Genomic DNA, 25029 nt, shown 5'->3' on the forward strand with positions numbered 1-25029 from the left:
GACCCGTTCTCTGCCGGCGACGGATAAACGAGTTGCGTTTCCGGAGCGAGACGATTCGTGAGTTCGCCAGTCCGGTCCGTAGCGGCGTCAGTTCGAGAACATCGATCCGAGCTGATCGCGCCAGTCCTGGATCTCCGTCACGTCGGCGCGGACGTCTTCTAACTCGTCTTCGACGTCTTCGAGGTCGTCCTCAAGGTCGTCGACCGAGTCTGCGATGGCGTCAGTGTCGTCCTCGAGATCCTCGACGTCGGCTTCGAGATCGGAGAGCTCATCCTCGAGGTCGTCGAATCGGTCGTCGGACTCGTCGAGTCGATCTTCAGTGTCACCGACGCGCTCGTCGATCGCGTCGACATCCGATTCGAGGGCCTCGAGGTCGCTTTTGAGATCCTCGATGAGTTGCTTGCCAGTACCGTTGTCGGCGAGGAACTCCTCGAGGGCGTCGGCGTAGGCCGCGACCTCCTCGACGCGGGACTGGAGGTGTTCGACTTTCGCGATGTCCGGGCCCGCCGGCTCGAGGTCGAGTTCGGTTCGGAGAACCTCGAGATCGTCGTCGTCGAATTCCTCCTCGCGGAGCTCCGTCAGGAACTGGTCGACGACAGAGCCGTCGAAGGAGTCTACGGAGACGGGAGGCGTCTCGTCCGTGACAGCCTCCTCGTCGGTTCCACTGTCCGTGTCGTCGACGGTGGCCTCGTCCTCGCTTTCGTCTTCGTTCTCGTCGATATCCGCGTCCTCGCTGTCGTCCGTATCAACGTCGTCGGTCGATTCGTCCTCGCCGTCGGTCTCCGCGGACCCATCGTCAGTGTCGGCGTCGTCGTTCTCGAGGGCGTCTTCCGACTCGTCGTCGGTGAGTGGGTCGGCCTCGTCCGATTCGGGAGAGTCGTCTTCGACTTCCGCCTCGTCGGACTCGGTAGAATCGTCGAGATCGAGCTCGATCTCGGGACCGTCGTCGGCCTCTGTTTCGTCAGCTTCGGTATCGTCGTCAGTCTCGAGATCGATATCGACGTCGCCCCCATCAGTTTCGTCGTCTGTCTCGGCGTCGTCCGGATCCGGGATCTCCTCCTCCTCGAAGCCGAGATCGATATCCGGCGTGTCGTCCGTGTCCGATTCGTCCTCGTCGTCGACCGGTTCGGGCTCGGGGTCGACGTCACCGAGGTCGAGATCGAGCCCCGCTTCGTCGTCCGCGTCGGTCTCGCTCTCGTCGTCGGCCCCGGTATCGTCGTCTGCGGCCGCGTCGTCCTCGAGTCCGGGAACGCTGTCGGACTCGCCGGCGATCATGTCCTTGACCGGCTGATTGCGGTCTTCGGAGAGAATGCTCCCGATGACGTCGTCGTCGATCGCTTCGGCCCCGGAACCGCCGTCGTCCTCAGCATTGACCTCGACGAGTTCGGGTTCGGTCAGGAACTGGTCGGCGTCGTCTTCGTCGTCGATACGGATTCCATACACCGTCATGAGCCGCTCGTCGGGCTCGAGCGTACCGGTAAACTCCACGTGATTGTCCTGGAATGCCGTCCAGTCGTCGCTGTGGTAGTCGGGATGGAACCCGACCTTATCCATCGGGAACGATTCGGGAATCTCCTCGGAGAGTCGAAACGTCACCTGCTCGTCGCGATCCGATTCGATCTCGAACCGGATCGCAGGTACGGGAAACTCGTCCGCCGCGAACGTCTTTCGGACGCTCAACCCGTCAGCACTGACCTCGACAACGTCGTCCGTGTCGGCGGTATTACTCATGAGGCCAACGTTGCCACACCATTACTATAAATGATACGGACAGTATCAGATATAATAAAGACGAACCACCGTAAGAGCGCCGCTCGAGCCCGAAACGGTTACAGGTCGACCCGGTCGCCGATCTCGACGAGTTCCAGTCGTCGCGGATACGCGAAGCTCTTGGCGTGGTGGTGGAGGACTTTCGGATCCGACGTCAGCCCCTTCCACATGTCCCAGTGGCTCGGCAGGAGTCGCTCGAGGCCGAGTGCCGACGCGGCCTCGACGATCTGATTCTCGTCGTTGTACCAGCGTGTGCGTTTTGGCTCACGGGTCTCCTTGTCCGGAATTTGGCCGACGGTTCCGAACGCGAGAACGCCGAGATCGATGTCGTACTCGTCGCCGATGCGTTCGAACTCGTCGCTTGGCTTCGTGTCGCCGCCGTGGAAGAAGGTACCGGCGTCGTGTTCGAAGACGTAGCTCACTGGATGGGTCGCGTCGGGGTCGTTCGCTGCCTCGACGTGGACCGTGAACTCACCGATCTCGACGACGTCACCCTCGCTCACTTCGGCGAACTGTTCGTCGTCTACCTCCCAGCTGTCGGTCCACGCTTCCTCCTCGCGAGCCACGGCGAGGCTGTCGTCGGGGGCATAGAAGGTCGCACCCGTGGACTCGAGGATCGGGGCCTGACTCTCGTCGTGGACGTGGTCGGTGTGTTCGTGGGTCGCGAGGACGGCGTCGGCGTCGGTGACGTCCTCGGGATCGAAGGGGACGGGGATCATCCGGACGGTCCGTGGCGGATCACCCAGGCCGAGGTACGGATCGATGTAGATCGTCGTCCCGTCCGAGCCCTTGAGGACGAAGCCGTTACAGCCGAGATACCAGACCGCTACCCCCTCGGGCGAGGCGTCTTCGACGTCGCGAACGAGCCAGTCTTCCCAGTCGCTGTGAACCATACGTGAGCGTGGGAGGAGCGACTGCGTAAGTGTTGTTGTCTCCGTCGTCCGATCGACTCGAGTCCGCGTCGAGTATCGGACTCGAATCGGCCGACATCGACGCGGGCAGAACGAGTAATCCAGTGAACGTGCCGATCGAGTGTCCAGACGTTCGGTAGCTAACACCCGGGGACTCTCGTCGTCGTGACCGCCGTACGGAACCCAGTACCGGTCTCTCGGCGTACCGACGACCGTCGTGCTGACTGGTGTCCGACAGTCTCTCATACGGTCTCCTGTCGTCACGTCCCGCCGATCGCCAGGAGAGCGTCGGCGATCGGCGGGTGATCGGGACAGCAGTCCGTATTAGTCGTCTTCGGCCACCGGACGACGCGACTGAGCGGTCGGTGAAACGATGACTCGGCCCTGAAGCCGCTCCCTGGCTTCGGCATCACTCTCGTCGCTCGAGGCGCCCGAAACCGAATCGTCGTCGGATGGGACGAACCGATCGTCGTCGACGTCGGCGTCCGCTTCGTCCTCGAGCCACTCGACGCACAACAGCGGATGGTCCACGACGGAGACGCTGCCGGTTTCGGCGTCGTAGCCGACGAGCCCGGCGTCGTCCAGCAGCGGGAGGTGGACGTGGACGAGCGCGGTCCGAACCTCGAGGATACGGTCCTCGCCGACGTTCCGTTCGGTGACGCCGTCCTCGCAAGCAGTGACGGCTCGAGCGAGCGATTCGGTCGTGATCGGCTCGGACTCGTTTGCGAGGACGGTCAGGACCGTTCGCCGCCGGGAGTCGGAAAGTCCCTCGAAGAGGGCGTCGAGGTCGGTCTCGGACGTGTCCGATCGGCCGTCGACGACGGCCATGAGTTCGTCGTCGTCGAAGGCCCAGTGATCGGTCGTCACGACTCGATCGTCGTCGGTCTCCGTGAGCAGTCCGGCTTCGAAAAGCGCCGGCAGCACTCGGTGGTGGCAGTCGACGAGCACGCGCCGGCGGTCGTCCTCGGTGACCGCAGCGGCCGGTTTATCGTCGATTACCGCGGCCAACTCGAGTGCGAGATCTGCTTTCCCGATGCCGGCTGGCGTTTGGTTGCGGACGATGCGGAGAAGTTCGCGTCGGTCGCGGGTCGCAAGGACGTCGAAGAGGTCGTCTCGGGAGGCGGCCGATCGGTCGCTGACGTCTGGATTACTCATCGACTACTCGTCTGTGCCGTTCGGGCTAAAGGGCTCGCCCAAACACATTTGGCTTCATCCCGTTATTACCCATTATTCGTTGAATGTATTCAGTAATAGAATATACTCCTTCGGATAGTAACGACATATTTCGAACCGAACCGAACGTATTTCGATATCTACTGTATTTCGTGGCTGTTGAACGGTTCTCGGTTGGTGTCACTTAACGGACATCGGCCCACACGAGTGGTCATCGTGGTGGCTCACGACCGACATCCGAGATATCCGTGCTATTTGCCTTCGATCGCTGGGCCAACGTTAACGCGGTTGTACGGTGGCAAAACCTCACGTATGTCAGACGATCGATCCGAGACGGGGGTTCGACGACGGAGCGTCCTCCAGACGGTCGGCGGTGCGGCCGGTATCGCGCTCTTAGGTGCGGCCGGAACGACCGCGGCCGTGGCCCAGGACGGCACAGAGAACGGCCAGCCTCGCTATCAACTGCCCGAACTTCCCTACGAGTACGACGCGCTCGAGCCCCACATCGACGAGCGCATCATGGAGTTACACCACACCGAACACCACCAGGCGTACGTCGACGGCGCCAACGACGCACTCGAGGAGTTCGAGGCGATGCGCGACGCCGGAGAGTTCGACGACGTCCGAGCTGCCAAACGCGACTTCTCCTTCAATCTCTCGGGGCACGTCAATCACACGATCTTCTGGGAGAACATGAGTCCCGATGGCGGGGGCGAGCCCGAAGGCACCCTCGCGACCGCGATCGACGAGAACTTCGGCTCGTTTGCCGACTTTCAGGCCGAGTTCACCGCGACCGCGAACAACGTCGAGGGCGACGGCTGGGCGATGGTGTTCTACGAACCGCTCGCGGACGCGCTCGTGATCGGGCAGGTCGAGGGCCAAAACGAGCTGGCCCACCAGCGGGCGATCCCGATCCTCACGCTCGACGTCTGGGAACACGCCTACTATCTGCAGTACGAGAACGACCGCGGAGCGTACGTCGACGAGTGGTGGAACGTCGTCGACTGGGCGGACGTCGAACGACGGTACGAACTGCTGACCGACGTCGACGCGCCCGACCTCGAGGACGAAACACCGGCCGATCCGGACGAAGACGAACCGGAGGCCGACGAGCCGCCTGGAGAGCCTGGCGAGCCCGGTGAGCCCGGACCGAACGGCGAACCAGGGAACGGTGGCCCGGGCGATGGTCCGATGGGACCCGAAGGCGACGGCGGTCCGATGGGCCCAGAACAGAACTGATACGGTTTGCCGTAGGTCATATGACAACAACACGTATCACGCCTCGAGCGAGCCGTCTGGGTCGCTCGAGTCTTCGCCCCGAGTCTTCGCCCCGAGTCGTCGAATCCGACTACCAGGTCCCGTGGAAGGTGTCGAAAGAGAGCTCCTCGAGTGGCTTGTTACCGACGGCAATCTCGTACTCGCCGGGGGTAAGCATCGGCTTGTGGAACTGTGGTCCGTCGTCGGTAGTGATCCGTGGACAGCCGGTGTTGACGAAGGCGTCCATATCGAAGTTGCGCAGTCGGTCGGGTGTCACCTCGTCCATCGTGATGAGGTAGGCGTCGTCGTTGTCGTCTAGGATGTCCTGGGCGACTTCCCAGCGACCCTGCCCGATCTTGGTACAGAAGATGACGCCCCACTTTTCGGCGTCCATCGCGCGGTGGACGGCGCCGTAGCGCTGTTTCATGAACTTCTCGGTGTCAGCGACGGTGACGACGTTGTTGACGGGGTCGGCGATGACGACGTGTTTGTCGGGGTACTCCATCGCCAGGCCAAGCGGGTGGAACTTCCCGCCGCCGACGTACAGCACCTGATCGGCGGGTACGTCCGCGCTCGCGTAGTTACAACCCAGCACCTGGCCCTCGTGGGTCAGACGCTCGTCGCCGCGTCGGCTGTGGACCTCGTAGCCTCGCTCCTCTAAGAACGCGGCCATCTCCTCGTAGCGGTTCATGTGCTGGGCGGTGGTGACCAGCCCGACGTCTTCGGTCTCCTCGGGAGGCTCTAAGGTGTCGAGCGCCTCCTCGATGATCGGCTCGACCTCGACATTCGAGAACAGGGGTACGTAAATCACCTTGTCCGTGTTCTTCATCGGCGAGTGGCCGAAGTGGACGAACACGTCGGTGCGTTTCATCAGATAGGTGTCGAGGTCACAGGCGCCGTAACACGGCTGCCCCGAGAGCATGATGGTGACGTCGTCGCCGGTGAGCTCCCGCAGATCGTCGGCGACCGACGGCCCCCGTCGCTTGAGCCCCTCGGGGAACTGCAGCCCGACTTTCGTCGCGTCGCGCTCGTCGATCGCGTCGACGATCCGCTCGAGTTCGTAGTCCCATTCGCGATCGTGTTTCAGCTGCATTCCGGTGTTGCGGAGGTCCCCCTCGGTGTACTCCGGCTCCTGACTCATTGGCCGCTCTAGCGACCACGGACGTATATACTGCACGCTGTCTCGAGACCCGGTGTCGCTGTCTGTCACCCCAGCCGTGTTCGACTCGCCTCGCGCCTGTCGGCTGCAGTGACTGACGTTATTTCCGACTGGTAACTTGACCCAACAGTCATAGTACTGGAGTATAAAGGGGGTGCCAATGGCAGCGGAACAGCCCGCAGACGGGTATCTTTTCGACCTCTACCGTCGGTATATCGGCGAGCCGGAGGATCGAACCGACGTCTACGTCGGGTTCGGTCTGTTTCTCGGCGGCATCGGCCTCGCGATCGTCGCGTTGGTGCTTTTCCTCTGGAGCAGCACGTTCGAGGCCCGCAGCGCGGCCCACGTAACGTGGGCCGAACCCGCGTACGCGATCGTGATGATCGCACTCCCACTTCTCATGCTCGGGATCGTCGTTCTGTTACCCGCCGAGCGTCGGGTCCTGTATACGTCGGTCGCAGGCGTCGTCATTACGGCTGCAGCCGTCGTCGGGTTCCTCTATGCCTACCCCGACGACTGGAACGGGTACGGTGCCGATTACACGACGGAGGTCGTCGCGGTCTATGCGGTCGGCCTCGCCGGGATCACGGCTTCGACGGGTGCAGCCCTGATCGCTCACTATCTCGACATGGCCAGACGCGTCGAGACCGTCGAGGTCGACGACGAGGACGAGGAGGACGACGATGACCTCTCCGACGCCGACGTCCGTGCGGACATCGACGAGGCGATGGAGGACGTCGAACTCTCTTGGGGTGGCGTCGAAAAGACCGAGCACACACAGTTGCGGTTCTCGGAGGACGAGTTCGACGAGGTATCGATCGACGCCGCGGCAGGAACGAAGACGACGCGCTCGTCGGGTGTCGACGCACAGGTCGCCGGTCTCAAGGGTCTGAAAGGCGAGGAAACGAAGAAAACGACCTCGAAATCGACGGTCGACGATCAGACGGCGAAACTGAAAGAACTGCGCGAAAAACAGCGCGCCGAAGAGCAGGAGACGGCCGATGACGACGAGTCGGGGCTATCGGGGCTGTTAGACCGGTTCCGTCGGCTCTTCCGACGGGAGTAATCACTCCTTGCGTCCCGTTAAAATTTTCATAAAGTCTATTAGTTGAGGTGTAGGAATTTCATATAGATTTATAGTCCGTCGGTCGCCTTCCCCAACTATGGCGAAAGGCCTAGACGTTGGAACGATGAACATCCTGTCAGCACAACAGGATGGGAACGACACGGTGTTCGTGCAGCAGCGTAACTCCTTCGTAGAGATCGAGTACTCTGACATGGCAGAGCAGATGCTCTCGCGAAGCGAGGTCCTCCATATCCGCAAAGGGGACAAGGTGTACGTCGTCGGCGACGACGCACTCAACTTCGCGAACATCTTCAACAAGGAGACCCGTCGACCGATGAAACACGGGATCCTCTCGAACGACGAGAAGAGCGCGATCCCGATGATGAAACTCATCATCGAACAGGTCGTCGGCGAGCCCGCCTACCCCGACGAGAAGCTCTACTTCTCGACGCCCGCCGATCCGATCGACTCGGAGCTCTCGACGCTGTACCACCAGAAGACGATCGAGTCCTTCCTCAATGACATGGGTTACGACGCAGAGCCCATCAACGAGGGGATGTCGGTCATCTATAGTGAACTCGCCGACAACAACTTCACCGGTCTCGGTATCTCCTTCGGTGCCGGGATGACGAACGTCTGTCTGGCCTACTACGCGGTGCCGGTCATGAAGTTCTCCGTCGCCCGCGGTGGCGACTGGGTCGACGAACAGGCCGCCCGGGCGACCGGTACGCCGGTCGACAAGGTCACCTCGATCAAGGAAGACGACTTCGAACTCGACTTCACGACCGACGTCGGCGGCGTCGAGGGTGCGCTGTCGATCTACTACGAGAACCTGCTCGACTACGTCATCGAGAACATCGTCAAGGAAGTCGACGAAGAGGACGTCGAGGAAGGCCTGGACGTCCCCGTCGTCGTCACCGGCGGTACCTCGAGTCCGGACGGCTTCGAGGCGCTGTTCCGCGACCATCTCGAGGACGCCAACATCCCGTTCTCGATCAGCAGCGTCAGCCACGCCAACGAGCCGCTTTACAGCGTCGCCCGCGGTGGCCTCGTCGCCGCCCGCTCCGACGAAGACGTCGACCACGACAGCGAATCGGGCGCCGAACCGGAACGGGAACGAGAACCGGAAGCCGAAGCCGAGTAACTCGCTTCGCGCTCTCTTCTGCGCTCACGTCTCCGTACAATAGCGTCCCGAACTCGTCTTCCCCTTTCAGGTCCACGACCCGATTACTGTTCGTAAAACCGGTTGAACGCCTCCCGCCAGGACTCCGGCTGTTCGGATTCACGGACGTGTTCGACGGGGACGTCCGCGAATCCACAGTGCGGACAGGCGATCGTCGAGACGTCGCCAAGCGAGAGCTCCTCGAGTTCGCCCTGGCACCGTGGACACTCCATACTCGACTCTCTTATACGGATTCTCCTTAACTCTACCTGAAAATATCACGGAACGGGGGATCGGGTCGCCGCTCGGCGAGAGGAGTGTACGCGACCGCGAGCCGACGGACCCAGAGCGTCCGTTCGAACCCGAACTCGTGGGAGCTACACTGTCGGACAGCAGTTGCTGAAGCGAACTCGCCGGACGGAAGCGGCGAATTCTCACACTAGTACCGTCCCCAGCGTCGAGTGATGCGTACACACAGCCGACCGCTATCGGTTGTACCCATCACTGCAGGCTGGGGACGCCACTAGTTCTTTCCAACAGTATATGGGCCTCGGTACCGAATCCGGCCCTATGTCCGGTCCGTCGCGTCGCACGCTGGCCCGAGCGCTGGAGACGCTCGAGGACTTCGCCGATCCGTCGCCCGAACTCGAGCAGTACCTCACGCCGCCGGAGATCGCCGCCCACATCTGTCACCAGGCCCGCCTGCAGGCCGACCTCGAGGGGTGGGTCGTCGACCTCGGTACTGGCACCGGGATGTTTGCCATCGCGGCCTCGCTGGCCGGCGCCGACCGCGTCGTGGGGATCGATATCGACGCCGACGCCCTCGAACTGGCTCGAGCCAACGCCGCACGCATCGACGAGGCGGGCGGCCGCGGCGTCCTCGAGTGGGTCCAGGGCGACGTCACCCGGCCGCCGTTTTCGACGCCCGACGACGCGGCCGTGACGGTGCTCTCGAACCCACCGTTTGGCGCCCAGCGGGGCAACCGCCACGCCGACCGTGCGTTTCTCGAGACCGTCCGGGAGGTCGCGGACGTCTCCTATACGATCCACAACGAGGGAAGCCAGGAGTTCGTCGAGTCGTTCGCGGCCGACGCCGGCGCCGACGTGACACACGCGTTCCGGGCGGAGTTTCCGATCGCGAAGCGCTTCGAGTTTCACACCGACGCACAGCGGACACTCGAGGCGGAAGTGTTCCGGATCGAGTGGTCCGACGACCGCGTCGGAACTGACGGATAGCGGTCCGTATCAGGCCTCGAATCGATCGAGGCGTGCGTATCGGCCGGCCCGCCAGCCGGTAAGGACCGCGACGACCGTCCCGACGACCAGCGCCAGCGCGAAGCCGACGAGATAGATCTCGACCGGCGTTTTCAACAGCGACTCGAAGCCGACGACCGTCACCGCGACGTAGTTAAGCGCCGCCGTCAGCAGCGGCGTCGCGGCGAGTCCGACGAGTCCGCCGACCAGTCCGATGAGCAACCCCTGGACACCGATGGTACCCGCGAGGACCCATCGCGAGAGGCCGATCGCCCGGAGCGCGGCGAGTTCGTCCCGCTGCTGGTAGGCCACGAGCGCGAACAGGTTGACGGTCAGCACGACCCCGCCGATGAGGGCGAGGCCGATCAGCGTCGCACCGCTTGCCAGTACGAGCGGCCGCTCTTCGACCATCGCGCCGACCTGCTCGTCGCTGGGCCGAACGTCGTAGGCCGCGTACTCCTCGTCTAACTGTGTGGCGACGGCGTCGGTGTCGGCGTCGTCCTCGACACTCGCCGTGATGAACGTCGCCCGATCGGTTCCGGTCGTTCCGGCGACTGCCTGCAGGTCGGTCAGCGGAACCGTCTCCACGTTCGTCCCCAGGAACTGCGAGTAGTACGACGCGATACCGACGACGGTGAACTCGTGGTCGTCGACCGTCTCGCGGCTGGCCCCGACGGTGACCGTATCCCCGACCGAGACGTCGAGCGTCTCGGCCGTCTCGGGCTCGAGGACGATCTCCTGTTCCGTCGGTTCGGTCGGCCGATCGGCGACGGAGTAGTTGTCGCTCGAGTAGTTCAGTTCGGTCTCGAAGCCGCTCCCGGCCTCGAAGCCGAACTCGTCGTGGGTCTCGTGGACGCCGACGGCCGACGTCCGCTCGGGGTCGCCGTCCTCGGTAGTGACGTACACGTCGTGTATCGCGATCGGTGAGGCGGAACTGACGTCGTCGCGTTCGGTCATTTCGGCCGAGATGCCGTGTGAACCGACGATCGGATTCTCGGTGTCGCCGGCTACGGGATCGCTCGGATCGCCCGAGACCCAGATGTCTCGTCCGGCGTTCTCGAGGCCGTCCTCGCCGGTCTCGACGACGCCGACGCCGAGACTCGCGAGTAGCGTCACAGACAGTACCGCAAGCGCCACCGCGAGTATGGTCAGGACGGTCCGGCCCGGCGTGCGCCGGAGTTGAGCGAGTGCAAGCCCGACGACGGCCCGCAGTCTGACACCCCAGCGCCACAGTCCAGCGATCATCGACCCACCTCCTCGAGGACGGACGTACGAGCCGCGACGACCAGCGGATAGGGCGTCGCGACCACTCCCGAGACGAGCGCGACGGCGACAGCGTACGGGACGAACACCGGGTGGACGGCTGCGACGGCCCCCGTCGCGACGGTCGCGCTCGCGACCGCGTTGACTGTGTAGATGCCGCCGACGCCGAGGACGACGCCGACGAGGGCGCCCACGAGCGTCGTCAACAGCGTCGAGACCGCGATGATCGTGAGCCGACTGTGTGTGGGATAGCCGACCGACTCGAGAACGGCGAGCGTCCGCCGGTCCTCGTTGACGGTCATTCCTGCGGTCGTCGCGACGAAGGAGGTACAGACGACCACGCCAACGAGCAATGCGAGCAGACTCGTCGCAAACGCCAGACCGTCATCGAACAGCGACGACGGGTTGGTTCGGTCGATCGACTCGACCGACGCCGCGGGGTACGCCTCGTCGGCAGCCGACTCCGCCGTCTCGGTCTCACCCCACACCAGCACCTGGTCGGCCAGTTCGCCGTCGTCGGCTCCCGAGAGGGTCTGGAGCTCGCTCAGATGAACGAGCGCGATGGGCGTCTCGTCTGCACCGTCGCCGGCGTCCTCGACAGCGGTCACGGTCGTCGCCGGCACCGGATCGTCCTCCGGGATCGTCGGCCCCGTCGGAGCGAGTTCGTCGCCGGGTTCGGCGTCGAGCCGGTCCGCAGCAGCCGTCGAGAGAACCAGCTCTCCCCGTCGGGGGCCGTCGTAGCTCCCGTCGGCGTAGTGTGAATCGCCGGTCTCGAGGCTGTCCGTCGGGAGCCCGCCGACGGTCCGCGACTCGTCGTCAGGGACGACGCCGACGAGCAGAACCCGTTCCGAGCCGTCTCCGTCGTCGGCCTCGAGTTCGACTAGCTCGACGAGGGTCGGCGAGGCGTGATCGACGCCGTCTGCGTCGCGGATCTCCGCCGTGCGCTCGTGGCTCGCGCCGAGTCGCGGCTCCTCGACGTCGTCGACGGCTGACAGTGAGGTACTGTCTTCGGGGGCGATCCGAACGTCGGCGTCGTGGTCGTCGACGACGCCGCCGTCGGCAAGCCCCAGTGCGACCCCCGTCACGACGACAAGCAGGGCGATCGTCAGCGCAACGGCACCGACCGTCGCCGCGAGGCGTCGTGACTGGGTCCCCGTGGCCCGTCTCCAGAGCCGGACGATCGAGATGCCGACGAGGCCGCGCCAGCGGCTCCGGCGCCGTTCTGATGGCTCGTCACCGTTATCCCCCATCGTCGACCACCCGTCCGTCGCGAAGCGTCACCACGCGGTCGGCGACGGCGAGCGTCGACTCGTCGTGTGACGCGACCACCATGGCCCGCTCGCGGCCGACGTCGGTCAGCAACTCGAGGACGTCCGCGCCGGTCGCCGTGTCGAGTTCGCCGGTCGGTTCGTCGGCGACGATGACGTCCGGATCGGTCACGAGCGCCCGCGCGATCGCGACACGCTGGCGTTCCCCGCCGCTGAGTTCGCCCGGCAGATGGCCGATACGATCGCCGAGCCCGACCTGCTCGAGCAGCGATTCGGCCCGCTCGCGACGCGTCGATCTGGAGACGCCGGCCTGGACGAGCGGCAGGGCGACGTTCGCTCGCGCGGACAGCGACGGCAACAGATGAAACCGCTGGAAGACGATCCCGACGTGGCGCCGCCGCAGGCGCGTTCGTTCCCGATCCGAGCGATCGGTGAGGTCCGTATCGAGCAGTTCGATCATCCCCTCGGTCGGCACCAACAGCCCGCTGACTGCATGGAGGATCGTCGACTTGCCGCTCCCGCTCGGCCCCTCGAGGCCAACGATCTCGCCCATGCGAACGTCGATGGAGACGTCACGAAGCGCCGTCACCGTTCGATCGTGACGGCCGCTCGAGCCGTACTCGTGGGTGACGTCCGTGAGTCGAACGGCCGTCCGTGGTTCGCCGTCGGTACTCGTCTGGCCGTCCCGGGCGGTCGTTCGTCGCAGTGGATGGGAACTCATCGGTCCGGTCTCAACTCGGTCGAACGATCGACACAGCCGGCCATTGTTTCTCTCCGGCTTCCCGGCGGCCATGAAGCCGTTAATCGGTTGGCCACTCGACAACGGACCTGTTATTCTCGATTACTGTAGTTCGAAGCCGACGGTCCCCAACACTGATGAATCGAGCCGAATCCGGAGCGAGGGCCCGGCGAAACGTCGTGCTACAGCTGACAGTCAGCGATTCGAATACGTATTCGATGAACTGACGGCCATCGAAATCGCGTGTGCCGTCTGCCGGCCGCTCGAGGGGATAAAACGCGACGATTTCCGTGTCCGGAAGCGTTTCATCGGACGGGAGTACCGTGTACGGAGCCGTTTCGGCCCCAAAAGGGACTCCTTACTGACTCGATACGACGTGCTAATTGTAGGTCTCCGCGCTCGCGACGGCGACCTCGGTACCGTCCGACGTAGCGTAGACGGTCTCGTCGTCCCGCTCGAAGGCGAGTCCGTTCGCCGTCGCCGACTCGTTTTCCTCGGGGACCGCCGCCGTCTCGACGACGCCGTCGGGGGACTCGACTGCGAGGACGAACGTCCCATTTCGGGAGTCGACCGTTACGGTCCGGTCGTCGATCCGAACGTCGGCACTCGAGGCGTTCGACTCGTGGGTCAGCTGTCGATCCTCGCCGTCGGCCCAGATCTCGACCTGGTAGACGGTGTCGTTGTCGACCGGTTCCCAACCGGTTCGTTCGACGTGGACGGTCTCGCGCCAGCCGGGGCCACCGACGGTGATCTCTTCCTCGCCCGTAAACGCGAGTCTGTCGGCCGGAACCACTTCCGACCAGAGCTGTCGCTGCTCGCTTTCGACGATCACGCCGCTTGACTCGAGTGAGACAGCGTCGGCGAGCGGTCCGATCTGGACCGGCGAGACCATCTCGTTCTCGACGTCCTCGGCGTACTGTACCGTGTAATCCTCGATTTCGACGGCCGTCTCGGCGGACCCACTCGCGTCGTCGAGCACGAAGAGGTTGACGGGGATTGCCATCCCCGCGACGATCGCAAAGACCACGAGGACGACGGCCATCGCCGCCTGCCGTCGGCCGACTCCCGCCAGCCGCGTCGATCGTCGCCGCTCCGCTGCGAGCGTCGCGATTCGCTCGAGTCGGGACGTCGACGTCCCGGAATCAGTCGTAGCGGCACTCGCCCGTGCGATCTCGAGGGGGCGGTCGACCGGCGACTCACCGGTGGGATCCGTGACGCCAAGCCGAGACCAGAGCCGGGCAAGACGTCGACCGACTCGCCGCGGGAGAAGAGGGCGGTCGCTGGCGGTGATCGCGACCGTGACGACGAGTGCAAGCGCCGTGACGATCAACACACCGGGTCCCTGGAAGAGGAAGTAGGTATTCTCGCTGCCGAACCAGTAGATCTGCCACAGCCCCTGTGCGAAGCCATATAGGAGAAGCGCGATCCAGAGGTGGAACGGGTCGGGACGGTGACCGCGTCTGCGAAGGAGTGCGACGCCGAGACCGAGCCCGATGAAAAACCCAAGCGCGTGGCCCTGGATGGCGATGCCGGCCCAGGAGGGTGCCGACGGTGGACTCGGCTGGGCAACGTAGACGGCGATCGGCGTCTGCATGGCTCGGTAGACCGTCAGAAGCGCACTCTGGACGCCGAGGACGCCGACGATCGTGACGATCGGGTAGTGGACCAGGGCGAAGCCGGCGAAGGCGAAGACGACGCCGGAAAAGCCGATGACGGGCCCCAGCGCGAACAGGCTCGTCGCGATCGTAATCGCGACGACGATCGCCGGGAACACGACCAGCGCACGGACCCACGGGTTCGCCCGCCACGAGGAGACAGTCCCTTCGTCTCGGCCGTCGGGGTAGTGTCCCCACGCGTACTCCGCGATCGGTGCGACGACGGCAGTCCCGGCGAGGTTTCCGAGGAGATGTCCCGGGCCGGCATGCGAGAACGACGCCGTCAGCATCCCCAGCGGGTAGAAGTAGGAGTACGCACGGTAGGGAAGCGTCACCGGATTCTCGAAGTCGGTGATACCGTCCTGGACGAACAGATAGACACAGAAGACCAGCGCGATCACGAGCAGCGAGCCCCAGGGCACGCCCATGACGAGCCGCGACCGGGCGATCTCGACCCAGCGCCGTCCGTCATCGGCCCGGTGGAGACGCCTGACGACGGCGACGGAGACGAGTATCGTCGCCGCTATCACCAGCGGGAGGACGACCGTCTCGAGAAACGTCAGGGGGCTCACAGTCGGGCGCATATCCTGTGGTTCGAGCGTGACTGTATATGGATTTCCGTTCCCGCTATCGAGTCTCCTGGCCCTCGAGTGCGACCGATACCTCACGTCGCGTCACTCGAGTCGGACCTCGCGGTCGAACAGAAAGGTACAAGCGGCCGACGACCGGAGCAGTGGACATGGAACTGCGGGTCACCGAGAGCACCGAGGACGAACTCTCGATCGAGATCGCCGGCGAGGACCACACGTTTATGAACGTCCTCAAGGGCGCACTGCTCGAGCACGAAGCCGTCAGCGCCGCCACTTACGACGTCAATCCCGAACAGTCGGGCGGCCAGACCGAACCGATTCTGACGATCAAGACCGAAGGCGGCGTCGACCCCCTCGAGGCGCTCGAGGACGCTGCCGTCAACGTCCGCGAGAAGGCGGTTTCCTTCCGCGAGGCGTTCGAGGCGGCCGCCTGATACGGACTGCTGTGTCGATTTCCCGCCGCTTGCCGACCCCGTGTGGCGATCGGCGGGAACTGACTACGGGAGACCGTATGAATCGCGGCGTCGAAGCCGGCGTCTCGTCTCTTCTGTCGTTCGTTCTCCGAAAAGCGGATGCTGTGATCGCCCGGTCGGTCAACACGTCACGTAGTAGACGTAGACCGAGCCGTCGACGACGTGAAGATCGATCCCTTCCGCGTCGAAGTCGCCGTCTGTCACCTCGTCGGTCGTCTCGAGCGTGGCGGCGACGTCGTCGGCGAGCGCTGCCTCGTCGTCGTAGTCGTCGATCGACAGCACCGCCGGGAACGGGCCGCCGATCGCGTCGTTTCGACAGTCGACGTCGAAGTCGGTCGGCGTTACCCGTTCGGGTTGTGCGTCGTCGTACTCGATCGCGACGTGTGCGCGATTGTTGTACTCGGCGAAGGCTGCGAGCCCGCTATCGTACGACCGCTCGGCGTCGCGTTCGGCCTCGAGGCGGTCGTGGATCTCGCCTTCGGTCGCCTCGAGGTCGATGCCGCCGGCTTCCGTCCCCTCGCCGGGTGCGTCGGGCGGCGACGGCTCCCCGAGGCCGGGAACGATCGAGAGCGGGACGATCCCGGTGGCAAACAGCGCGACGACCACGGCGAAGACGACGAAAATCGGGAGATACGGTCTGGCTACCTCGAGCCAACTCGGCGTCTCGAGGTCGCGCTCGACGTCGTCGTAGGTCTGTTCGACTTTCTCTAGGTCGTGGTTGCCACAGCGGGCACACGGCGGGTTGTTCTTGACGTGGTCCCGGCCGCAGTTGCGACAGCGCCAGACGTAGGTCGTTCCGGTGTCGACCGTTCCGGTCGACGACGTCGGCTCGTCGTCCCCCTCGCGGACGATAGCCTTCTCGAAGGTGTTGTGCCCGCAGTTGTCACAGGGAGGGTCGTTCTCCGCGTGTGGTTTTCCACACCACGTACACCGCCACTTCACTGGTAGAAGTGCGCGACCGCGGCAGTATAAGCGTATTGGAAGCGCCAGTGCAGCAGCTTACAGCCGGACCGGCACGTCCCGCTCGTCGAGATACTCCTTGACGTCCGCGATCGAGTACTCGTCGAAGTGGAAGATCGACGCCGCGAGCCCGGCGTCGGCGTCGGCCTCGGTGAACACCTCGTGCATGTGCTCGGGGCCGCCACAGCCCGAAGAGGCGATAACCGGCGTGTCGACGACGTCACAGACCGCCGCGGTCAGCGGGACGTCGTAGCCATCTTTGGTACCGTCCTTGTCGATCGAGTTGACGAACAGTTCGCCGGCGCCCCGCTGTTCGGCCTCCTGGGCCCACTCGAGGACGTCGATCCCGGTTCCTTCACGGCCGCCTTTCTTCGTACACTCGAACCAGCAGGACTCGCCGTCGACCTCGACGTAGTGTTCGCCGCCCTCGTCGAACCGTCGGCGGGCGTCGACGCTGATGACGATACACTGGCTGCCAAAGGCCGCCGCGCCGTCGTTGATCAGTTCGGGTCGCTCTAGGGCACCGGTGGTGATCGACACCTTGTCAGCGCCGGCCCGCAGCGTCTCCTTGATGTCCTCGGTGGTGCGGATACCCCCGCCTACCGTGAGGGGGATGAAGACCTCGTCGGCGACGTCGCGGACGACGTCGAGCATCGTCTCGCGTCCTTCCGCGGAGGCGGTGATGTCGAGGAAGACGAACTCGTCGGCGCCGGATTCGTTGTACGCCTTGGCCATCTCGACCGGATCACCGGTGTACTCGAGGTCCTCGAAGTGAACGCCGGTGTAGACGGCCGGGTTCCCGTCCTCGTCTAAATCCACGTCGATACACGGGATGATTCGCTTGGTCAGTGCCATTTACTGTCCGACCGTTCGCACCGAGGATAGTAATACTGTTGGACAGCACTGTTCGACGATCGGTCGCGCGACTGCGGCCGTCCCGCGGGTGACGGCCGCGAGTTCGCGACCGACGTCTCACTGCCTGCTGTCCGACAGTATAAAGGCGTCTGGATCGGGCGATTTCCGGTTACGCCTCGAGCAGCCGACTCCGGAACGCCGCGAGCGCGTCCGGGAGGACCGTAAACCGGGCCTCGAGGCAGACGTACTCGCTGTACTCGTCGCCAAGCGTGACGTTCATCTCGGGGTCGCCGTCGGCACTGCGGCGTATCGCGTCGTCGGTCCAGCCGAGGTCGCGAACGGTGTCTGCGAGACGAGCCATCCCGAGCGACGGCCGCGTGACCGACTCGATCGCCGATTCGGCCGCTTCGACCGTCGCCGTTCGCTGGGCTCGGATCTCGTCGATCGACTCGGGGGCCGTAACCGCTCCCGATTCGAATCGCTCGCGGACGTCCTCGAAGGCCCGATACTCGTGTTCGAACCGGAGCGCTGCGGACAGCCCGGGTCCGTAGCGACCGTCCTCGAGGGCGTCTTCCAGTCCGTCCGCGGCACGATAGACCGGTCTGACAGCGTCCCAGAGGAGCGTCTGGTCGAACCCCTGTTCGACCTCGCTCGCGACGAGGTCGGCGAGCCAGTCGTCCCCGTCCTGGTCGGGCAGGTCGACGTCGGCGACTCGATCGCGTGACGCCTCGAGCGCGTCGGCGAAGACGGGTTCGAGGTCGGCGCGGTCGCCCGTTTCGTCGGCGTACCGTCCGCGACAGTGGTCCCAGACGGCCGTCGTCGCCGTGGCGAACTCGAGGTCGCCGGCGGCCTCACCGAGGTCGACGACGGCCGACGCCTCGTCGACGTTCCAGCGGTCGAGTCGTCGAGTCGCCGTCTCCAGGTCGTCCTCGAGTTCGGCGTAGAACAGCGCCGCACGGAGCCGGCCGTCTTCGCCGTCTTCGCCGCGATACGCGACCCCGTCGAGTCGGTCTGCAAGCGTCGACCGAGCGGACCGACGCTCGTCACCGAGATCGTCGAGGAGGGTCTCGCGATCGGCGTCGATCGCGGACCAGGTCACGGTCGCCGTCCGGGCGTCGTCGCGAGCGTCCCGCGTCGTTCGCAGCGCGTGGTATCGCTCGGGGCCGGTCGCGTCGACCGTCTCCTCGAGTGACTCGATCGCGCCGTCGCGTCGGTCGGCGATCGCGTTTCGAACGACGCCGTTTGGGACCTCGTCGGCGGTGATCGGCTCCGGGACGGCCGCGAGGAGGTCGTCTACGCGATACCGTTCGGCCTCGAGGGCGGTCTTTGCCGGCTCGATCGGCACTGGCCGATCGACCGTCGGCGCCGATGGGCTCTCGGTCAGGATCGACTCGGCTTCCGCCCGGGTGAACGTCGTCGCCGTCGTCACGTCGTCGTTTCCGGGAGCGCTACAGCCGGCGACAGCGACGGCGGCGCCGCCTGCGAGTCCCACGAGGAGTCGTCGCCGATCGAAACGGGGACGTTCCCCCGTCATCGACCACCCTCCTCGTCGGTAGCGGTGTCGTTGGTCGACGTCCGCTCGCCGTCGGTGACGGCGCGTTCTGACGGCGGACACGACCTGCTCTCGCTGCTTGCACGACTCGACGGGGCCGCCTCGTACGCACGCTGGACGCGAACGAAGACCGCTTCCATGACCGTCACGTCGGCCTCACAGGGCGTCGTCGGTGCTTTCAGCGACTGGCAGAACTGCGTTCGAAACTCGTCTGGATTGGCCTGAACACTCAGGAGGTGGCGACGATAGCAGTCTTCGATCTCCCGCTGGTCGATTACGACCGACTCGGTCTCGAAGTCGGTCGCCTCGAGGAAGGTCCGTGCGTCGTCGACGTCCTCGTCGTCGGCGTCGATCCGTATGGCCGACGCCTCGTCGTCGCTCAGGACGAACTCGACCGATCGCTCGTACGGTCTCGAACCCGTCTTTTCGCCGTCCTCCGGAGGCTCGCCGTCGGGATAGACGAACGGCTCCGCGCCGTCGGCCCGCAGCGTCAGCGACTCGTACTCGTCGGACGGCATCGGCTCGCCGCCCTCGGTGACGTTGTGCTCGATACTTTCCGACTCGCTGAACCCCGTACAGCCCGCGATCACTGCGGAGAGAGAACCACCGGCGGCTAACAGTCGCCGTCTGGAGCGGTCGATGGAGGGCATTGCACAGTATAATCCAACCGATCGACAAATATTTTCCGGCAACTGACCGGTCACACGACCGGTACGATCTGTCGTGCCGAGTGTCTCCACGATCCGGAGCCGTTGCAGGTGTCTTTAAGGTCTGTAGCCGGAAACGTACGACTATGGCAGACGATACGGAACCAGCGGCAGATCACGGCTCGGCAGCCGACGTCGGACACGACCTCGAGGCAGAACGGACGACCGCGCCGATGAGCGAGTACACCGCTCGCGACGTCGGGATCGGAATCGTCGTGATGCTGATCGGTGCCGTCCTCGCGTTCGGAATCCCGCTGCTAGCGCTGTAGGCGCGCGATAAGGAAATCGGGAGTTAGAAGACGTACTCGTCGTCGTGGCCCATCATCCCGTCGTCTTCGAGGCCGGTTCCGCCGGTCGTTCCGCCTTCCTCTTCGTCCATCGGTCCACTCGTTTTGTAGGCCTTGATCCCGGTCGAGAGGAGGTCTTCGATCGCTTCCTCACGATTGACGAACTCGCCGCGTTCGACCATCTGAGCGATCTGCATCTCGAGGTGTTCCGGGATGGTGATCTCTACTTTCGGCATCTGATTCGGCTTTCGGCGAGGGGGTATTTAGGTTTGACGGGGACTCTGCTGACTCGAAAACGGATCCGGTACTTTTGTTGTGACTGCGTGTCATACCTGTGGGAACGGTCGCACGTCGCCGATCCGACCGATGCGAAAATCGGCTGTGGCCGGCCGGACCAGCGCGAGAGCGTAAAATCGTGGCCTGCGTTCCGTGTTACTTATTGCCCATCATCGAGTCGAGCGCGTTCTTCAGCGTCGTCCCGGGCTGGGTGAGCGAGTTGAGCTGCTGGCGCATCTTGCGCTGGTTGAAGTAACTCGCGAACGCGAGGATAGTCGGCGGCCAGAGGCCGACGAACAGTCCTCGCTGTCGATCGCCGCGCACGAAGAAGTAGTACCACGAGAGCCCGACCGACGCGGCCGACGCCATCAAGGCTGGGCCAAGGGCTTGTTCGCTGACTTCTTCCGCTGCCTGTCCGGACATTTCTCGTTCCTGCATCTGCTGTCTACTCGCCATACGGTATGGGAATCGCCGAGACCGTACTAATGGCTGGCGAGGGTTTCGACGGGAATTCCGCGACTTGTGATGCTGATCCGACTATTACGGATCGTTTCGGTCGACGCCCCGTTCCGGTAATTCCTGATTGTGGGACGCGACTCGTCTCACTCGAGTAGAGTACCGGCAGCACTGTCTGGTTCTCTGGCAGGCGATCGCGAGTGCCTCCTCGAACGGCCTAGACGACGCGGCCGACCGCACTCGAGACGCCAGGCCTACGTCAGTCGACACAGAGGAAACGAGTATGAGCGACGACGCAACCGACGTTACGGACCTCTACCGTGAGTTCGGCGACGACCGACTGCCGCCGGGCCAGCGTGAGACCGACGAATTTCCGGTCCTCTCGAAGGGTCCGACACCGGATTGGGATCCCGAAACGTGGGCGTTTACCGTTACCGGCGCCGTCGAGGAGGAACTCACCTTCGACTGGGAGGAGTTTCGCGACCTGCCAAGCGAGACCCAGCGCCAGGACTTCCACTGTGTGACCGGCTGGAGCAGGTTCGACTGTCAGTTTACGGGCGTTCCGTTCCCCGAACTCGCCGAGCGCGCGGGCGTCGAGGACGACGCCGTCCACGTCGTGTTCTCCGCGCTCGACGGCTACACCACCGACCTCCCGCTTTCCGACTGTATGCACGAAGCGGTGTTGTTCGCGTGGGGATACGATGGCGAACCCCTCCCCGAGGACCACGGCGGCCCGCTCCGCGTCGTCACGCCCCACAAGTACGCCTACAAGGGCGCGAAGTGGGTCGACGGCGTCGAGTTCTGTACCGAGCCCGAACGCGGCTACTGGGAACAGCGTGGCTATTCGCGGACGGCGGATCCGTGGCAGGAAGAGCGGTACAGTTAGTCGTGCCGACGCCACGGTATCGGGGCCGGGATAGTTAGGCTGAAGGCACGCCGGTCCTGAACTGCGCTCAATGGATCGATCGTCGGGGGAGCATCGACTGGCAGCTGATTCGACCGTACGGCCAGTCGACGAGACGCCCGATCTCGTCGGCCGCAGCCGCGAACTCGAGGACGTCTCGTTCGGCGCAGTAGTCGACAGCGCCAGCGAGTCGCGGATTCTCTGGGCGCCACCCGACGGACTGGAGATCGTCGGACTGGGCGTCGCAGCCAACGTGACCGCCAGCGGACCGGATCGGTTCGACCGAATTCGGGAACGGACGACACGGGTGTTCGACGGACTCGAGTACGACGGCCCACACGTCGCCCGGCCGCGAGCGTTCGGCGGGGTCTCGTTTCACGACGGTCACGAGCCCGACAGTCCCTGGACCGGGTTCGACGCGGCCTCGTTCGTCGTCCCGCAAGTGCTCGTCGTCCGCAGCGACGCGAAGACCTGGCTGACGGCCGTCGGGGAGACGGCCGACGAGACCGCCAAGCGCCTCGCGGACTGGTACGATCACATCGAGGATCTCCCCTCGATGCAGCCGAGCGGAACGGGTCCCGGCGTCGAATCGACCCGTCGAACCACGTCGCCTGCGGCCTGGCGGGACCAGGTCGAGACCGCCATCGCGCGGATCGAACGGGGCGAACTCACGAAGGTCGTCCTCGCACAGTCGCTGTCCGTCGATCTCGAGGAGCCGGTCGACGTTCCTGCCACGCTCGAGCGACTGCGCCGTCAGTATCCGAACTGTTATCGGTTCCTGATCGATCGCGAAATCGGTGGCACCTTCTTCGGCGCGCCGCCGGAACGGCTCGTCTGTAAACACGGTGACCGGATCGAGACGGAGGCACTCGCGGGCTCGATTCAGCGCGGCGAGACGCCTGCGACGGACGATGCCTACGCCGACGAGATGCGCGACAGCGAGAAGGTCCAACACGAACACGGGCTCGTCGTCGACGCGATCCGTGACCAGCTCGACCCCCTCGCAGACGAGTTGACGATCGCGGAGCAAACGATCAGGCGGCTGGCGAACATCCAACACCTGCAGACGCCGATCGCGGCAACGCTCGAGGGCGACCGGCACGTCCTCGAACTCGTCGAAGCGCTCCATCCGACCCCTGCCGTCGGCGGCGTCCCGCCGACTGCGGCCTGGGAGACGATCCGCGACACCGAAGCCTTCGACCGCGGCTGGTATGCGGCCCCCGTCGGCTGGTTCGATGCCGCCGGCGACGGCGAGTTCGCGGTCGGCCTCCGATCCGGAGTCGCAAACGACGACACGGTGACGCTCTTTGCCGGCAGCGGTATCGTCGCCGACAGCGACCCCGACGACGAGTGGGACGAAGTACAGTTGAAGTTCCGACCGATCCTCGACGAACTCGAGTGACCCATGTCGGCACCGAACCGTTCGACGCTGTGGGGACGCACTCTCGTCGACGAACTCGCCAGCGGCGGCCTCGAGGCGGTCTGTATCGCTCCGGGCAGTCGTTCGACTCCGTTGACCGTCGCCTTCGCCGCCCATCCGGAGATCGACGTCTACTCGCATCTCGACGAGCGCTCGGCGGCGTACTTCGCGCTCGGCCGCGCGCGCCGTACCGGCGAGGCGACGGCGCTCGTCTGTACGTCCGGGACGGCTGCGGCGAACTTCCATCCCGCCGTCATGGAGGCCGATCGGGCCCGGGTGCCGTTGCTCGTGCTCACCGCCGACCGGCCCCACGAACTCCGGGACAGCGGCGCGAACCAGACTGTCGACCAGGTCAAACTCTACGGCGATGCGGTCCGGTGGTACGCCGAACTCCCCGACCCCGAGGCCGACGAGCGAAAGGTCCGGAACCTCCGGACGACCGCGGCGCGGGCCCTCGCCGAGACGACTGGCACCGACCCCGGTCCCGTCCACCTGAACTGTCCGTTCCGGAAACCGCTCGAGCCACTCGAGGTTCCCGACGCCGTTCCCGATGCGTTCGCGGAGACGCTCGCTGGCCGCGGCCGTGAGGGTGCGTTCGTCGAAACCGACTCGGGCACGCGGACGCTTACGGCAGACCAGTACGACCCCCTTCTCGAGGCGCTTACCGAGGCCGAACGGCCGCTGATCGTCGCCGGACCGGCCGATCCAGCCGATCTGTCGGCACTCGATCCCGGAACCGTCGTCGACATCGCCGACCGAATCGGCGCGCCGATCCTCGCAGACCCGCTTTCGAACCTGCGGTTCGGACCACACGTCGAGCGTGCTGCCGAAGCTGCCAGCGACGGTGGCACTCCGGTCTACGGCGGCTACGACGTCTACATCGACGAGCTTCCGGATCCCGACGTCGTCCTCCGATTCGGTGCGTCGCCGACCTCGAAACCGCTTCGACACGCCTTACGCGACGCGGACGCTCGTCAGTTCCTCTTTGACCCCGCCGGCGCCTGGCGGGAGGCGACCTTTACGGCGACCGAGTTGCTCGCGGCGTCACCTGCTGCCGTCTTCGAGGGCCTGTGCGAGCGACTCGAGGCGACCGACGACTCGCAAGCGCCCACGGCGTGGCGAGCCCGGTTCGACGCTGCCGAGCGACGACACTGGGCCGTCCGCGACGAGGCACTCGAGACGGACACGCTCGAGGCCGACCCCTTCGAAGGTGCCGTCCTCGCGACGATCTTCGAAGACGCCCCCGATCCGGCGACCGTCTTCGTTTCCAATAGCATGCCGATCCGGGACGCCGACAGGTTTGGCCGCCCTCGCAGTGCCGACCTCACCGTGTTAGCCAATCGAGGTGCAAGCGGTATCGACGGGATCGCAAGCACCGCACTGGGTGCCGGCAGCGCGACCGACGACTCGCTCGTGCTCGTTACCGGCGATCTGGCCTTCTATCACGACTCGAACGGCCTGCTCGCGGTCGATCGCTGCGACGTCGACGCGACCATCGTCCTGTTGAACAACGACGGTGGCGGGATCTTCCACAAACTCCCGATCGAGGCGTTCGAGCCGCCGTTTACCGACCAGTTCAAGACGCCCCACGGCCTCGAGTTCGACTCGCTGGCCGAGTTCTACGACCTCGAGTTCGAACGCGTCGATCCCGTCGACTTCGCGAGTGCCTACCGACGGTCGCTCGAGCGCGACGGTACACAGGTACTTGCCCTCGAGTTCGATTCCGACGCGAACCACCGGCGACGGGACACACTCGAGACAGCAGTTCGCGAGTCGATCGACGACGATACTCGGTAGCAGCTGTCCCGAATCGGGACTGACCTCGTTTCGGTCCGTCTTTCGGACGAAACCGACGGGTACGGATTTTGCTCG

Annotated in this window: 24 protein-coding genes; 9 read left to right on the forward strand and 15 right to left on the reverse strand. The window is 64.8% G+C overall.

The window, feature by feature from the left end; all coding sequences use genetic code 11:
• Positions 1-87: 87 nt before the first annotated feature.
• From RBH26_RS00105 to RBH26_RS00115, 3 genes are all read right to left on the reverse strand, one after another.
• Entirely contained in the window at positions 88-1731 is a 1644-nt protein-coding gene (locus tag RBH26_RS00105; protein WP_306755767.1) for an AAA family ATPase, read from the reverse strand.
• Between the two features lie 98 nt (positions 1732-1829).
• The gene (locus RBH26_RS00110) at positions 1830-2663 is read right to left on the reverse strand and encodes an MBL fold metallo-hydrolase (protein ID WP_306755769.1); all 834 of its coding nucleotides are present in this window, start codon (positions 2661-2663) and stop codon (positions 1830-1832) included.
• A 342-nt stretch (positions 2664-3005) separates the two neighbouring features.
• Positions 3006-3836, reverse strand: coding sequence for a hypothetical protein (locus tag RBH26_RS00115; protein WP_306755770.1), 831 nt, complete (start codon positions 3834-3836; stop codon positions 3006-3008).
• A 330-nt stretch (positions 3837-4166) separates the two neighbouring features.
• On the opposite strand from RBH26_RS00115, the gene RBH26_RS00120 reads away from it, so the two are divergent.
• Positions 4167-5093 carry a superoxide dismutase gene (locus tag RBH26_RS00120; RefSeq protein WP_306755771.1) on the forward strand — a complete coding sequence of 309 codons (927 nt, stop codon included), beginning with the start codon at positions 4167-4169 and terminating at the stop codon, positions 5091-5093.
• A 109-nt stretch (positions 5094-5202) separates the two neighbouring features.
• Here RBH26_RS00120 and dph2 read toward each other — a convergent pair whose 3' ends face one another.
• Positions 5203-6252, reverse strand: a complete 1050-nt coding sequence (dph2, locus tag RBH26_RS00125; RefSeq protein WP_306755773.1) for a diphthamide biosynthesis enzyme Dph2 — start codon at positions 6250-6252, stop codon at positions 5203-5205.
• 178 nt (positions 6253-6430) lie between these two features.
• Here dph2 and RBH26_RS00130 point away from each other — a divergent pair, with 178 nt between their 5' ends.
• Entirely contained in the window at positions 6431-7336 is a 906-nt protein-coding gene (locus tag RBH26_RS00130) for a permease (protein WP_306755774.1), read from the forward strand.
• A 97-nt stretch (positions 7337-7433) separates the two neighbouring features.
• Positions 7434-8480: a hypothetical protein gene (locus RBH26_RS00135; RefSeq protein WP_306755775.1), complete on the forward strand. Its 1047-nt coding sequence runs from the start codon at positions 7434-7436 to the stop codon at positions 8478-8480.
• 83 nt (positions 8481-8563) lie between these two features.
• Here RBH26_RS00135 and RBH26_RS00140 read toward each other — a convergent pair whose 3' ends face one another.
• Complete coding sequence (locus RBH26_RS00140) at positions 8564-8731, reverse strand: zf-TFIIB domain-containing protein (protein WP_306755776.1); 168 nt, start codon at positions 8729-8731, stop codon at positions 8564-8566.
• Between the two features lie 337 nt (positions 8732-9068).
• On the opposite strand from RBH26_RS00140, the gene RBH26_RS00145 reads away from it, so the two are divergent.
• A complete protein-coding gene (locus RBH26_RS00145) occupies positions 9069-9734 on the forward strand; it encodes an METTL5 family protein (protein WP_306755777.1) in 666 nt (221 codons plus the stop codon).
• 9 nt (positions 9735-9743) lie between these two features.
• Here RBH26_RS00145 and RBH26_RS00150 read toward each other — a convergent pair whose 3' ends face one another.
• The 4 genes from RBH26_RS00150 to RBH26_RS00165 form a co-directional block, all read right to left on the reverse strand.
• Positions 9744-10997, reverse strand: a complete 1254-nt coding sequence (locus RBH26_RS00150) for an ABC transporter permease (protein ID WP_306755778.1) — start codon at positions 10995-10997, stop codon at positions 9744-9746.
• Positions 10994-12265, reverse strand: a complete 1272-nt coding sequence (locus tag RBH26_RS00155; RefSeq protein ID WP_306755779.1) for an FtsX-like permease family protein — start codon at positions 12263-12265, stop codon at positions 10994-10996. The genes RBH26_RS00150 and RBH26_RS00155 overlap by 4 nt, the downstream gene beginning before the upstream one ends.
• Complete coding sequence (locus RBH26_RS00160) at positions 12255-13004, reverse strand: ABC transporter ATP-binding protein (protein ID WP_306755781.1); 750 nt, start codon at positions 13002-13004, stop codon at positions 12255-12257. Before RBH26_RS00160 ends, RBH26_RS00155 begins: the two co-directional genes overlap by 11 nt.
• Positions 13005-13401: 397 nt before the next feature.
• Positions 13402-15261: a rhomboid family intramembrane serine protease gene (locus RBH26_RS00165; RefSeq protein WP_306755782.1), complete on the reverse strand. Its 1860-nt coding sequence runs from the start codon at positions 15259-15261 to the stop codon at positions 13402-13404.
• A gap of 155 nt (positions 15262-15416) precedes the next feature.
• Between RBH26_RS00165 and RBH26_RS00170 the strand changes: the two genes are divergently transcribed.
• Positions 15417-15701 carry a DNA-directed RNA polymerase subunit L gene (locus RBH26_RS00170; protein WP_306755783.1) on the forward strand — a complete coding sequence of 95 codons (285 nt, stop codon included), beginning with the start codon at positions 15417-15419 and terminating at the stop codon, positions 15699-15701.
• A gap of 159 nt (positions 15702-15860) precedes the next feature.
• Here RBH26_RS00170 and RBH26_RS00175 read toward each other — a convergent pair whose 3' ends face one another.
• The 4 genes from RBH26_RS00175 to RBH26_RS00190 all read right to left on the reverse strand — a co-directional run bounded on the left by RBH26_RS00175 (position 15861) and on the right by RBH26_RS00190 (position 19757).
• Positions 15861-16682: a hypothetical protein gene (locus RBH26_RS00175; protein WP_306755785.1), complete on the reverse strand. Its 822-nt coding sequence runs from the start codon at positions 16680-16682 to the stop codon at positions 15861-15863.
• A 57-nt stretch (positions 16683-16739) separates the two neighbouring features.
• Positions 16740-17555, reverse strand: a complete 816-nt coding sequence (gene hisF / locus RBH26_RS00180; protein ID WP_306755786.1) for an imidazole glycerol phosphate synthase subunit HisF — start codon at positions 17553-17555, stop codon at positions 16740-16742.
• Between the two features lie 169 nt (positions 17556-17724).
• On the reverse strand, positions 17725-19089 hold the full coding sequence (locus RBH26_RS00185) for a hypothetical protein (protein WP_306755787.1): 1365 nt from the start codon (positions 19087-19089) through the stop codon (positions 17725-17727).
• The gene (locus tag RBH26_RS00190) at positions 19086-19757 is read right to left on the reverse strand and encodes a hypothetical protein (RefSeq protein WP_306755788.1); all 672 of its coding nucleotides are present in this window, start codon (positions 19755-19757) and stop codon (positions 19086-19088) included. The genes RBH26_RS00185 and RBH26_RS00190 overlap by 4 nt, the downstream gene beginning before the upstream one ends.
• A gap of 143 nt (positions 19758-19900) precedes the next feature.
• On the opposite strand from RBH26_RS00190, the gene RBH26_RS00195 reads away from it, so the two are divergent.
• The gene (locus RBH26_RS00195) at positions 19901-20083 is read left to right on the forward strand and encodes a hypothetical protein (protein WP_306755789.1); all 183 of its coding nucleotides are present in this window, start codon (positions 19901-19903) and stop codon (positions 20081-20083) included.
• Positions 20084-20106: 23 nt separating this feature from the next.
• Here the strand turns inward: RBH26_RS00195 and RBH26_RS00200 are convergent, their stop codons facing one another.
• Positions 20107-20337 (reverse strand): ribbon-helix-helix domain-containing protein, encoded by a 231-nt coding sequence (locus tag RBH26_RS00200; RefSeq protein WP_306755790.1) that lies wholly within the window; start codon positions 20335-20337, stop codon positions 20107-20109.
• Positions 20338-20533: 196 nt separating this feature from the next.
• Complete coding sequence (locus tag RBH26_RS00205; RefSeq protein WP_306755791.1) at positions 20534-20833, reverse strand: hypothetical protein; 300 nt, start codon at positions 20831-20833, stop codon at positions 20534-20536.
• 283 nt (positions 20834-21116) lie between these two features.
• Between RBH26_RS00205 and RBH26_RS00210 the strand changes: the two genes are divergently transcribed.
• The 3 genes from RBH26_RS00210 (at position 21117) to menD (ending at position 24954) form a co-directional block, all read left to right on the forward strand.
• On the forward strand, positions 21117-21719 hold the full coding sequence (locus RBH26_RS00210; RefSeq protein WP_306755792.1) for a sulfite oxidase-like oxidoreductase: 603 nt from the start codon (positions 21117-21119) through the stop codon (positions 21717-21719).
• 70 nt (positions 21720-21789) lie between these two features.
• Positions 21790-23139, forward strand: a complete 1350-nt coding sequence (locus RBH26_RS00215; RefSeq protein WP_306755793.1) for an isochorismate synthase — start codon at positions 21790-21792, stop codon at positions 23137-23139.
• Positions 23140-23142: 3 nt separating this feature from the next.
• A complete protein-coding gene (gene menD, locus RBH26_RS00220) occupies positions 23143-24954 on the forward strand; it encodes a 2-succinyl-5-enolpyruvyl-6-hydroxy-3-cyclohexene-1-carboxylic-acid synthase (protein WP_306755794.1) in 1812 nt (603 codons plus the stop codon).
• The last annotated feature ends 75 nt before the right edge of the window (positions 24955-25029 follow it).

Origin of the sequence: Natronolimnohabitans sp. A-GB9, from assembly GCF_030848565.1 — an archaeon.
Classification (GTDB): Archaea; Halobacteriota; Halobacteria; order Halobacteriales; family Natrialbaceae; genus Natronolimnohabitans.